At 59.9% G+C, this 11367-nt stretch carries 11 protein-coding genes and 1 pseudogene; 8 read left to right on the top strand and 4 right to left on the bottom strand.

The features are described from left to right. The first annotated feature begins 490 nt into the window (after positions 1–490). Complete coding sequence (locus EYC95_RS27860) at positions 491–1537, top strand: class I SAM-dependent methyltransferase (RefSeq protein WP_131063191.1); 1047 nt, start codon at positions 491–493, stop codon at positions 1535–1537. 147 nt (positions 1538–1684) lie between these two features. Further along, positions 1685–2527, top strand: coding sequence for an NAD-dependent protein deacetylase (locus EYC95_RS27855; RefSeq protein ID WP_131063190.1), 843 nt, complete (start codon positions 1685–1687; stop codon positions 2525–2527). Positions 2528–2650: 123 nt separating this feature from the next. On the opposite strand, the gene EYC95_RS27845 is transcribed toward EYC95_RS27855, so the two are convergent. Then, positions 2651–3553, bottom strand: a complete 903-nt coding sequence (locus EYC95_RS27845; protein ID WP_131063188.1) for a LysR family transcriptional regulator — start codon at positions 3551–3553, stop codon at positions 2651–2653. Positions 3554–3783: 230 nt separating this feature from the next. Here EYC95_RS27845 and EYC95_RS27840 point away from each other — a divergent pair, with 230 nt between their 5' ends. From EYC95_RS27840 to EYC95_RS27830, 3 genes are read left to right on the top strand one after another with little or no spacing between them, the layout of a single operon-like run. Then, positions 3784–4482, top strand: a complete 699-nt coding sequence (locus EYC95_RS27840) for a CoA transferase subunit A (protein ID WP_131063187.1) — start codon at positions 3784–3786, stop codon at positions 4480–4482. A 33-nt stretch (positions 4483–4515) separates the two neighbouring features. Continuing rightward, entirely contained in the window at positions 4516–5181 is a 666-nt protein-coding gene (locus tag EYC95_RS27835; protein WP_131063186.1) for a CoA transferase subunit B, read from the top strand. Positions 5182–5192: 11 nt separating this feature from the next. Then, a complete protein-coding gene (locus tag EYC95_RS27830) occupies positions 5193–6374 on the top strand; it encodes an acetyl-CoA C-acetyltransferase (protein WP_131063185.1) in 1182 nt (393 codons plus the stop codon). A gap of 227 nt (positions 6375–6601) precedes the next feature. Here EYC95_RS27830 and EYC95_RS27825 read toward each other — a convergent pair. From EYC95_RS27825 to EYC95_RS27815, 3 genes and pseudogenes are all read right to left on the bottom strand, one after another. After that, positions 6602–6814, bottom strand: a pseudogene (locus EYC95_RS27825) (NADP oxidoreductase); the annotation flags it as partial. Positions 6815–6997: 183 nt separating this feature from the next. Beyond that, positions 6998–7522, bottom strand: a complete 525-nt coding sequence (locus EYC95_RS27820; RefSeq protein WP_131063184.1) for a DUF3833 domain-containing protein — start codon at positions 7520–7522, stop codon at positions 6998–7000. 10 nt (positions 7523–7532) lie between these two features. After that, positions 7533–8066, bottom strand: coding sequence for a chalcone isomerase family protein (locus EYC95_RS27815; RefSeq protein WP_131063183.1), 534 nt, complete (start codon positions 8064–8066; stop codon positions 7533–7535). Positions 8067–8229: 163 nt separating this feature from the next. Here EYC95_RS27815 and EYC95_RS27810 point away from each other — a divergent pair, with 163 nt between their 5' ends. From EYC95_RS27810 to EYC95_RS27800, 3 genes are all read left to right on the top strand, one after another. After that, positions 8230–9018 carry a hypothetical protein gene (locus EYC95_RS27810; RefSeq protein ID WP_131063182.1) on the top strand — a complete coding sequence of 263 codons (789 nt, stop codon included), beginning with the start codon at positions 8230–8232 and terminating at the stop codon, positions 9016–9018. 523 nt (positions 9019–9541) lie between these two features. Further along, on the top strand, positions 9542–10474 hold the full coding sequence (locus EYC95_RS27805) for a DMT family transporter (RefSeq protein WP_131063181.1): 933 nt from the start codon (positions 9542–9544) through the stop codon (positions 10472–10474). An 81-nt stretch (positions 10475–10555) separates the two neighbouring features. Then, on the top strand, positions 10556–11230 hold the full coding sequence (locus EYC95_RS27800; RefSeq protein WP_131063180.1) for a glutathione S-transferase family protein: 675 nt from the start codon (positions 10556–10558) through the stop codon (positions 11228–11230). Positions 11231–11367: the final 137 nt, after the last annotated feature.

Genomic DNA, 11367 nt, shown 5'->3' with positions numbered 1-11367 from the left:
TGCTCTTCGAACACCTGATCGACCCACTCAGCTGTAACAGCCTGCTCCAACACCAATTTGGCCATGACACTGGCCGGTGCTTTTTTCTCGAACCGCGCTAAAACCTCTTCCCACATCGTCTCGTCGCCCTGACTGGAGTTTTGGGAGATTCTAAACGAAGACCTTGAAAGGGCTGCCCTTAACGGTGAAATGCGTAATACGGGGTCACAGTTCATCGCAGGTTTGTATCTCGTCTGTGTTCGGCAGTGCCCGGGAATGAAGCGGAATGTATCGGGGCCCATGCTGGATACAGCGCAGTACACACCGCAAATTGTCGGTCTGGGACATGTGGGCTTTCGTCGCTCAAGACAGCAGCACACGGCCCCCGGACTAAACTTAGTGCACGCAGGACGGGCTTATCGTCCTGTACATTCCCACGACCACCGCCCAGGGGTGAACGCCTCGAAAAACAAGGCCTCTGGACAGTGATCCTGTTGAAGGAGCACACGTGATGGACGAGGCCAGACTCAATGATTTCATGGGCAAACTGGTGAACGACATGGGCGGCGCGGCGATGCTCGCCAACGTCATCCTGGGCGAAGAGCTCGGCCTGTACCGGGCCATGGCCGACAGTCAGCCGATCACCCCTGAAACACTCGCCGATAAAACCGGCTGCAACCCCCGCCTGCTGCGCGAATGGCTCAGCGCCCACGCCGCTTCCGGTTACATGGAACACCAGGACGGCCAGTTCCGCCTGCCCGAAGAGCAAGCCCTGGCGCTGGCGATCGAAGACTCGCCGGTTTACATCGCGGGCGGTGTCGGGGTGGTTGCGTCGTTTTTCCATGACAAGGACAAACTGGTCAATGCCATGCGCGGTAACGGCGCCCTGGCCTGGGGCGATCACCATCCGTGCATGTTCAGTGGCACGGAGCGCTTCTTCCGGCCCGGTTACAAAGCGCACCTGATCGCCGAGTGGCTGCCGGCCCTTGAGGGCGTGGTCGCCAAACTGCAGGCGGGCGCCAAAGTCGCCGACATCGGCTGCGGCCATGGCGCGTCAACGGTGATCATGGCCCAGGCATTCCCGGACTCGCGGTTCGTCGGTTTTGACTACCACGCACCGTCCGTCACCGTCGCCACCCAGCGCGCCAAAGAAGGTGGCGTTTCCGGGCGGGCGCGGTTCTTCCAGGGCACCGCAAAAAGCTTCCCTGGCGACGACTACGACCTGGTCTGCTACTTCGACTGCCTGCACGACATGGGCGACCCGGTGGGCGCGGCAAAACACGCCTATGAGTCGCTGAAACCGGACGGCACAGTGTTGCTGGTGGAACCGTTCGCCAACGACTCGCTGGACGACAACGTCACCCCGGTTGGCCGACTGTTCTATGCCGCGTCGACCTTCATTTGCACACCGAACTCGTTGTCCCAGGAGGTCGGCCTGGGGCTCGGCGCCCAGGCCGGTGAGGCGCGGTTGCGCAAAGTCTTCACCGAGGCGGGGTTCAAGAGTTTCCGGCGGGCGACGGAAACGCCGTTCAACCTGATTCTGGAGGCGCGTAAATAATCCCTGGACCTGCGGCGCATGGCTTGCACGTGTTGGCGTTTTTGAAATCGCCTTCGCGGGCAAGTCGGATCGCCGCACCGCTCGCTCCTACGGGGTAAGCGGCAAGTGCTACCCTGCAAACACTCAAGGTTCACCGGAGTGTTGAACATGCTCGACCGCCGCATCCGCGAACAACTCGATCGGCTCCAGCAGCTGATGGCCGATCAACCGTTTGTGGTGCTGACCGGCGCCGGCATCAGCACCCCGTCGGGCATTCCGGACTACCGCGACAACCAGGGCGTGCGGCGTGGCCGGCAACCGATGATGTATCAGGAGTTTCTGTCGGCCCCGGAATCACGGCAACGTTACTGGGCGCGGGCGATGCTCGGCTGGCCGCGCGTGCGCCAGGCCCAGCCAAACGTGGCCCACGAAGCCTTGGCCAGTTTGCAAAGCACCCGGCAGATCAGCGGGCTGATCACCCAGAACGTCGACACCCTCCACGACCAGGCCGGCAGCCATGACGTGATCGAACTCCATGGCAGCCTGCACCGGGTGCTGTGCCTGGACTGCGGGCAGCGCAGCGAGCGGGATTCGATTCAGCAATTGATGGAAGCGCAGAATCCCTATCTGGCCGGAGTCGATGCGGTGCAAGCGCCGGATGGCGATACGCTGCTGGATGCGGCGTTCGAGGCACGCTTTCAAGTGCCGCGTTGTCCGCATTGCGCGGGTGAGCGGATGAAGCCGGATGTGGTGTTTTTTGGCGAGAATGTCGCGCAGGTGACGGCGGCCAAGGCAATGGCTGCGGTGGAACAGGCTGCAGGGTTGTTGGTGGTGGGGTCGTCGCTGATGGCGTATTCGGCGTTTCGCTTGTGCCGGGTGGTGGCGGATCGGGGGAAGCCGTTGATGGCGATTAATTTGGGTAAGACTCGGGCGGATGACCTCCTTGATCTGAAAATAGAGGCTTCGTGCGAACAGCTTTTGCCCTTACTGGCCCATCACCTGACCACTTAAAAACTGAGGAAACCACACCCAATGTGGGAGCGGGCTTGCTCGCGAAGGCGTCGTGTCAGACAACATTAATGTCGACTGACACGACGCCTTCGCGAGCAAGCCCGCTCCCACAGGAGACCGTTATCAGGATATAGAAACGCGCTCGCCGAGGTTCTCGGCTTTGAGAATATCGAACAACGCCTGCGCCGCCGCCGACAGTTCCACCCCAGGCTTGGTCAACACGCCAATCGCCCGCTCCACCACGGGGTCACGCAAGGTAATGCACCGCGCGCCCAACTCGCGCATCTGCCCGGCACACAACGCCGGCACGGCGCTCACGCCCAACCCGCTGGCCACCATTCGCCCGACCGTCGCCAGCTGATGGCTCTCGAACTCCACCGGCAACTTCATCCCCCGCGCCTGCAAGTGTTCTTCCAGCATCACCCGCACCGTCGACGGGCGCTGCAAGGTGATGAACGGCTCCTTGAGCAAGGTCTGCCAATCAATGTCTTGCAGTTCGGCGAAGGGAGAATCGTCCGGTACCACGGCAACAAAACGGTCCCTATACAACGGTGTGAACTCCAGCGATGAACTCTGCGTCGGTTCAAACGCCACCCCCAGCTCCACCTGCCGGTCGCGCACCATTTCCAGCACCTGTTCGTTGATCACGTCGTTCACCGTGACGTTGACCTTGGGATAACGGGCGCGAAAGGTCTTGAGGATCGGCGGCAGCAGATTGCCGGCAAATGAGGGCATCGCCGCCAGGGTCACGCGGCCGCGCTGAAGGGTGAAACGCTGGCGCAGTTCATCCTCGGCGTTGTCCCAATCCGCAATCAGCCGGCGAGCCAATGGCACCAGCGATTCGCCTTCAGCCGTCAGCGCCACGTTGCGCGTGTTGCGCGTGAACAACCGCCCGCCCAGCCCCTCCTCCAGGGCCTTGATGGTCAGGCTCAAGGCCGATTGCGACAGGTGCAACCGCTCGCAGGCAACGGCGAAACTCAGGCTCTGGGCGACGGCCAGGAATGCGCGGATCTGCTTGACTGTCATGGGCGAATTGCTCCAGTAATGGGCGCAGGTGTTATCTGTAGGAGTACGACGTGCGCGGCGATGGCGTCCTAAAGATTGCCTTCGCGAGCAGGCGCACTCCTACAAGGGTTGATTGGTGAGTTTAATCTATCAATCAACCTTAAAAATCAACTTAACAAATGAATTTGTCAGCGCGACACTCACTTCCACTACGGCTAGCCAGCCGCCCACAAAGAATAAAAGAGGTGCATATGGCAGGTTTCGACAAGCGCGTGAGTTCCTATGAGGAAGCTCTGGCAGGTCTCGAAGACGGCATGACCGTGATCGCTGGCGGCTTCGGCCTGTGCGGAATCCCGGAAAACCTGATCGCCGAGATCAAGCGCAAAGGCACCCGTGACCTCACCGTGGTTTCCAACAACTGCGGCGTCGACGGTTTCGGCCTCGGCGTGCTGCTGGAAGACCGCCAGATCAAAAAAGTAGTGGCCTCCTACGTTGGTGAAAACAAACTGTTCGAAGACCAACTGCTCAAAGGCGAAATCGAAGTCGTCCTGACCCCGCAAGGCACCCTCGCTGAAAAAATGCGCGCAGGCGGTGCCGGCATCCCCGCCTTCTTCACCGCCACCGGCGTCGGCACTCCGGTTGCCGATGGCAAGGAAGTGCGCGAATTCCACGGCCGCCAGTACCTGATGGAAGAATCCATCACCGGTGACTTCGCCATCGTCAAAGGCTGGAAAGCCGACCATTTCGGCAACGTGATTTATCGCCACACCGCCCAGAACTTCAACCCGCTGGCCGCCACTGCCGGCAAGATCACCGTGGTCGAAGTCGAAGAAATCGTCGAACCCGGCGAGCTGGACCCGTCGCAGATCCACACCCCTGGCATCTACGTCGACCGGGTCATTTGCGGCACGTTCGAGAAGCGCATCGAACAGCGCACCGTGCGTAAGTGATCCCCAGCCCCCGGACCTGAAGGAAAAATAACAATGGCACTTTCCCGCGAACAAATGGCTCAACGCGTCGCCCGCGAAATGCAGGACGGCTTTTACGTGAACCTGGGCATCGGCATTCCGACCCTGGTCGCCAACTACATCCCTGAAGGCATGGAAGTCATGCTGCAGTCGGAAAACGGCTTGCTCGGCATGGGTCCTTTTCCTACTGAAGAAACCATCGATGCCGACATGATCAACGCCGGCAAGCAAACCGTGACCGCGCGTATCGGCGCGTCGATCTTTTCCTCGGCCGAGTCCTTCGCGATGATTCGCGGTGGTCATGTCGACCTGACCGTGCTCGGTGCCTTTGAAGTCGACGTGCAAGGCAACATCGCCTCGTGGATGATCCCCGGCAAGCTGGTCAAGGGCATGGGCGGCGCGATGGACCTGGTGGCCGGTGCAGACAACATCATCGTTATCATGACCCACGCGTCCAAGGACGGTGAGTCCAAGCTCCTGTCCAAATGCAGCCTGCCGCTGACCGGTGCCGGGTGCATCAAGCGTGTGCTGACCGACCTGGCTTATCTGGAAATCGAAAACGGCGCGTTCATTCTCAAGGAACGTGCACCGGGCGTCAGCGTCGAGGAGATTGTCGCCAAGACCGGCGGTAAACTGATCGTGCCGGATCACGTTCCGCAAATGCAGTTCGCTGCTCAGTGAGGAATCATTCCATGCAAGAAGTCGTCATTGTCGCCGCCACCCGTACCGCCATCGGCAGTTTCCAGGGTGCCCTGGCGAATGTTTCCGCCGTTGACCTCGGCGCTGCGGTGATCCGCCAGCTGCTGGCACAAACCGGCCTGGACGTTGCTGAAGTCGATGAAGTGATCATGGGCCAGGTGTTGACCGCCGGCGCCGGACAAAACCCAGCGCGCCAGTCAGCGATCAAGGCCGGCCTGCCGTTTACCGTGCCGGCGATGACCCTGAACAAGGTCTGCGGCTCGGGGCTGAAAGCGTTGCACCTGGCCACTCAGGCGATTCGCTGCGGTGACGCCGACGTGATCATTGCCGGCGGCCAGGAAAACATGAGCCTGTCCAACTACGTCATGCCCGGCGCCCGCACCGGTCTGCGCATGGGGCACGCGCAAATCGTCGACACCATGATCAGCGATGGCCTGTGGGATGCGTTCAACGATTACCACATGGGCATCACCGCCGAGAACCTGGCGGAGAAGTACAACCTGACCCGCGAACAGCAAGACGCCTTCGCCGCGGCCTCGCAGCAGAAAGCCACGGCCGCCATCGAAGCCGGGCGTTTTGCCGACGAGATTACGCCGATCCTGATTCCTCAGCGCAAAGGCGATCCGGTTGCTTTCCAGGTTGACGAACAACCCCGAGCAGGTACCACCGCTGAAGCGCTGGGCAAACTCAAACCCGCCTTCAAAAAAGACGGTTCGGTGACCGCCGGTAACGCCTCGTCCCTGAACGACGGCGCCGCTGCGGTGATTCTGATGAGCGCCGAAAAAGCCAAGGCCCTCGGCCTGCCAGTGCTGGCGAAAATCGCTGCGTATGCTAACGCTGGCGTCGACCCGGCGATCATGGGCATCGGCCCGGTCAGCGCGACTCGTCGTTGCCTGGACAAGGCCGGCTGGTCCATCGACCAACTGGACCTGATCGAAGCCAACGAAGCCTTCGCCGCGCAATCCCTGGCGGTGGCCAAGGACCTGGAATGGGACTTGAACAAGGTCAACGTCAATGGCGGCGCCATTGCCCTGGGCCATCCGATCGGTGCATCGGGCTGCCGGGTGCTGGTGACCTTGCTGCACGAAATGATCAAGCGTGACGCCAAGAAAGGCCTCGCCACCTTGTGCATCGGTGGTGGTCAGGGTGTAGCGCTGGCGATCGAGCGGGCGTAAAGCGTTCAACAGACTGTGCGGGGACCCACGAAGAACCGCGCGGTCTGGTAACACCCCCGGTGTTTCTGAGTTAATCAGATACTTTTGTGGCGAGGGGATTTATCCCCGTTGGGTTACGTAGCAGCCCTAAAAATCTCGGTAATAGTCGAAGATTTTTTGGGAGCGCTTCGCACTCCAGCGGGGATAAATCCCCTCGCCACATACCGGGTTCTTTTATGTCCGAGCCGTCAGGCAAATTTCACCAGATTCAGCGTGGGCAACGGCCCGCCCGGAAACTGCGCCAGTCGAGCGCCGACACTCAATCCCCCAAGGTCGATTCCGAAGAAACCCAATCGCTCGCTCAACCCGATTACTTGAGCTTTCGCCTCGGCATCGTCGCCAGACACAAACAGCACCCGCTGACCGCCCTCCGCCGCCGGATCGCTCTCCAGCAAACGCGCCGCACCCGCTTGAAGAACGACGCGCGCGGGTCAACGGCAACGGCTACCGGCCACTTCCGGAGGGCAAAACGGCGCCGTGGCGACTTTGGGCAAACTGAATTTCACGCACACATCCAGAAACAAATGAGAGGGGAGCAGCTTAGACGTTTCAGCCTGTGTGCCCAAGGGGCAGATGCCCGAGTATCAGGCGCCGTGTCGGCGGAAGAACAACGTCACCTGGCCTAACTCAACGCCGAATTTGGTCATGGCGGAGCGATTGGCCATGGTGTTTTCGTCCAGCAAGTACATCCAGTCGTCGAAATGCACCTGATAGATCTTGTCGTCCACCGGCAGGCTGAGTTCATAGCGCCAGTGCAAAGCGTTGCCGGCTACCTCACCGCGAGATTCCCCGACCACATCGCCGGCCGTGCCGCGCCAACGGCCTGGACCGTCAGGGTACAACGTCCAGACGCGGGTCTGTTTCGTGCCGTCGCTGTAGGTAAAGGCTTCATGCATGATCAGGTTCTGGCCGTCCATTCGACTGTTGATCACCACATGAAAGCGTTTGATCACCTCGCCCGAGCGTTTCTGGAACATTCCCCAGCCATCCACTCGCCCGACGAAGAACCCGGGCAGATCGAGCTTGGGGGTTTGCTCGCTGTAGCGCTGCACATCAACGCTGCAACCGGCCAGGCAGACGAATAACACCAGCAGCAGTTTCTTCAGCATGTCATGCACCTCAAGGATTGGCGCTGCCCAGCAACTGCTGGCGCAACTCGGGATTACGCGTACGTGGGTCGAGCCAGATAGCGAAAAAGGCCCGAGCGAATTGCAAGTCTTTCACTTCGTGTTGCGGCTGCTGGCCGACAAAGAACCGCGCGCCCTGTCCCGGCAAATAAATGCCAGTAATGCGGGTGCCGGCTTTTACATCGACGAACGACTGTTGCATCTGCACCTTCCAGCGCTCGAGCTGCTCGGGGCTGACCGAGGCGCCGGACAATCGCTTGATTTCATCGACACTGGCCTGCACCAGATCATCGCGGGAAATGCTGCGTTGATAAATCAGTTCCAGGGCAAACGGCTGGTCCAGCGCCAATGGCCGTGCCGCACTCCAGAGCCGGGCGTTGTAGACATCAAACCCAAACACCCGAAACTCGCCGGCGCCGATGATCTGCGCGCCGGGCAATGCCTCCTGCCAATTGGCCAGGGCCTGGGTGCCTAACAATCCCAGCAACAACACACTGTGGTGCAGGCGAAATCGGGGGCTGTTCATCGCGTTCTTCTCACCGTGGGCATCTGCTAAAAACTTATACGCAAAGTATCTATTTGTACAATTATTTGGCCGATAGCTTTGTATACAAAATCCATTAAGTTCTAGAGCAATTCAATGTCCGCGGTGCTAACGTTGGCGCCTCACTCAGGTCGGAGACGCGTGCGTGTTGATGCTTAAACTGCTGGTGATTCCTGGTTTTCTGTTGCTGATTTCCCTTGCGGGCAAACGCTGGGGCCCAAGCGTGGCCGGTTGGCTGTCGGGGTTGCCGGTGGTGGTGGGGCCGATTCTGTTCTTCCTTGCCATTGAGCAAGGCCAGGTGTTCGCCGCTCAGTCAGCGACGGCGGCGTTGTCAGCGATGTTCGCGATGATTGCCTTCTGCGTGACCTACGCCCAGGTCGCTCAACGGGCGGGATGGCCATGGGCGTTAACGATTTCACTGCTGGTCTGGGCCTCTGTGGCTGTGGTGCTTTCACTGATTCCACCCTCGCTGGTGTTCTCGGTGATCGCGGCCGCCACCGCACTGTTGGCGGCGCCGTACCTGTTCCCCAGCGTGCAACCCATCGTTGCCGGTCCGGCGCCGAAGTCCGACAAACTGCTGCTGCGCATGATTGCTGGCGCCCTGCTAACCCTCGCCGTGACGTTACTCGCCAGCACCGTTGGCGAACGCTGGAGCGGTTTGCTCGCGGTGTTCCCGGTGCTCGGCAGCGTGATGGCAGTGTTTTCCCAGCAAACCCGCGGCCCGGCGTTTACGGCCGCGCTGCTGCGGGCGACGGCGACCGGGATGTATTCGTTCGCAGCGTTTTGCCTGGTGTTGGCGCTGGTGTTGCCGAGGTGGGGATGGCTCGGGTTTGTGTTGGCAGTGGGTGTGTCGTTAGCCATGTTGTTGATCACGAAACGGCTGGCTGTGCGTCCAGGACATCAAGGAGCAAAAAGTAAGGAAGATATTGCTTAACGCATTACTAAATTTGGTTATTTCAAACCGGGAAAGATGTCCGGAAGTTATCTCCGGACATCATCAAAATACTTAAAACTTTACGGGATCAGACGTCCATTCATTCGGTGGCAGTCCATGCTCTGCATCACACACAACCACCTCAAGCTCAGATCCCTTGACATCTCTCGGCGCACTGGCTCGTATGGTGTACTCGCCCGGTGGCCTTTCGTAATACACCACCTCTGCGCGGGCAAACTCCACCCACTTGGTATCCTTTTTGTAGTAAGCGACGGCTACGTCCCCCCAACTCCTTCCTGAAAGCTCCAGGACCAGGGCGGACTTCTGGATTGACGGTTTATTTGACGTTGGCATGTTTGTCACTCCCTGTCTCACCGAAAACCGGTAAGTTTCAGCGTGATTGTTTTCGCCCTCGGTAACGCCGTCTACCTGTCATATCTGACAGTTCAGACGAACGGTATTAGCTGATCCCAATATCAAGCTATACCGCATGGTGCCCGCTTATTGCCATGGAGAGGCACTCATGACTGACTTGATCCCGGTATCCTCCGCTCGAAAATCGCCCGGCTCAGCGACCGCCGTCGGCGTAGCCGCGATCATTCTCTGGTCCTGCCTTGCGCTGTTGACCACCCTCACCGAAGGCATTCCACCCTTTGAATTGCTGACGCTGAGCTTCGGCATAGCCTTTGTGGCAAGCCTGGTGATTCTGGGTCGACGCGGGCTCGCCGGCTTCAGAAGCTGGCGACAGCCCTGGGCGGTATGGGCGACTGGGTTCGTGGGCATTTTCGTTTATCACGCGTTGTATTTTTTTGCGCTTAAAGTCGCCCCGGCAGCCGAAGCCAGCTTGATCAACTACCTTTGGCCGCTGTTGCTGGTGCTGCTCTCGGCGCTTTCGGCCGGGGAAAAGCTGCACAAACGGCAAATGCTCGGCGCGCTGCTGGGCCTGGCCGGCACCGCGGTCATCATGCAACAACACGGCCCGGAGGCTGGGGCCTCGATGCCCATCGCCGGTTACCTCGCGGCCTTCGGCTGTGCGCTGATCTGGGCCGGTTATTCGGTGATCAACCGTCGGTTCAGCGACGTGCCCAGCAGCATTATCGGCGGGATCTGCGGTATGTCGGCCGTGTCCGGCCTGATCTGTCATTTGGCCTTCGAAACCACGGTGCGGCCTGATCCCGGCCAATGGGCAGCGATTGTGGTGCTCGGCCTCGGGCCGGTCGGGCTGGCATTTCTTGCCTGGGACCACGCCACCAAACACGGCAGTCTGGCGACACTGGGGGCGCTTTCCTACCTGGCGCCTTTGATTTCGACGTTATTGCTGATTGGTGTGGGACGCAGCCATGCCAGTCCGATCCTGATCGCACCTGCGGTGTTGATAATTGCCGGGGCGGTGATCGCCACGTCGCGAGCAAGCGGAAAAGCTCCCGCAACACGTTCGATTATTCCGAACAAGTAGAGCAACAACCTCGTACGTCAATCGAACAGGTTTGCCCCACCATCAGCCTCAGTTCCTAACCCACTGACTGAGGCCTACACCATGAAGTTCTTTTTCCACCCGTCGCCGAACCCGATGAAAGTTGCCCTGCTGCTTGAAGAACTGCGAACGCCCTACGAATTGATCGGCGTTGATACCTTCAAGGGCGAGCAACATTTACCAGCCTTTCTGGCGATCAACCCGAATGCCAAAGTGCCGGCCCTGATTGACGGTGAAGCCACCGTATTCGACTCCCAAGCCATCCTGCTGCACCTGGCGCAAACGCATCAGCGCTTCCTGCCGACCTCCGTCGCTGGCCAAACCGAACTCCTGTCATGGCTGATGTTCATCGCCACCGGCCTGTCGCCGTTCTCGGGGCAAGCCGTACATTTCCTGCACCACGCACCGGAAAACCTGCCCTATGCGAAAAACCGCTACCTCAAAGAAGTCGAGCGCCACTACCGCGTGCTCGACCAGCGCCTGGCCGATCATCAATACCTGGCCGGCGACACCTACAGCATCGCCGACATGGCGCTGTGGGGCTGGGCCAGTTACGCGCCGTACATCCTTGGGGAGAACGGTCTGGCGGCCTACCCGAACGTCAAGCGTCTGTTCGATGAAATCAGCGCCCGCCCGGCCGCCCAACGTGCGCAGGGATTGAAAGAGAAGCTGGTGTTGAAGGCCGAGTTCGACGAAGAAACCCGCCGCAACCTGTTTCCGCAGAATCAGGCGCAGTAGTTTCTGGGCGCGATCAAAAACTACCCGTCGCGCCGCACTCTTGTAGATACCTTGTGGCGAGGGGATTTATCCCCTCGCCACAACGGCAGCTGCTACAAGGGCGGTTCTCGGCAGCTGCTACAAATCGTGTTCCATGG

The organism is Pseudomonas sp. BGI-2 (genome assembly GCF_004310295.1).
In the GTDB taxonomy this organism is placed as follows: Bacteria; Pseudomonadota; Gammaproteobacteria; order Pseudomonadales; family Pseudomonadaceae; genus Aquipseudomonas.
The sequence above is the reverse complement of the archived record's forward strand: the minus strand, read 5'-3'. Positions and strand labels throughout refer to the sequence as shown.

Coding starts and splice junctions, on each gene's coding strand:
- EYC95_RS27800 (WP_131063180.1), top strand. CDS start 10,556: ATGAAGTTCTTTTTCCACCCGTCGCCGAACCCGATGAAAGTTGCCCTG.
- EYC95_RS27845 (WP_131063188.1), bottom strand. CDS start 3,553: ATGACAGTCAAGCAGATCCGCGCATTCCTGGCCGTCGCCCAGAGCCTG.
- EYC95_RS27840 (WP_131063187.1), top strand. CDS start 3,784: ATGGCAGGTTTCGACAAGCGCGTGAGTTCCTATGAGGAAGCTCTGGCA.
- EYC95_RS27835 (WP_131063186.1), top strand. CDS start 4,516: ATGGCACTTTCCCGCGAACAAATGGCTCAACGCGTCGCCCGCGAAATG.
- EYC95_RS27860 (WP_131063191.1), top strand. CDS start 491: ATGGACGAGGCCAGACTCAATGATTTCATGGGCAAACTGGTGAACGAC.
- EYC95_RS27855 (WP_131063190.1), top strand. CDS start 1,685: ATGCTCGACCGCCGCATCCGCGAACAACTCGATCGGCTCCAGCAGCTG.
- EYC95_RS27815 (WP_131063183.1), bottom strand. CDS start 8,066: ATGAACAGCCCCCGATTTCGCCTGCACCACAGTGTGTTGTTGCTGGGA.
- EYC95_RS27820 (WP_131063184.1), bottom strand. CDS start 7,522: ATGCTGAAGAAACTGCTGCTGGTGTTATTCGTCTGCCTGGCCGGTTGC.
- EYC95_RS27805 (WP_131063181.1), top strand. CDS start 9,542: ATGACTGACTTGATCCCGGTATCCTCCGCTCGAAAATCGCCCGGCTCA.
- EYC95_RS27830 (WP_131063185.1), top strand. CDS start 5,193: ATGCAAGAAGTCGTCATTGTCGCCGCCACCCGTACCGCCATCGGCAGT.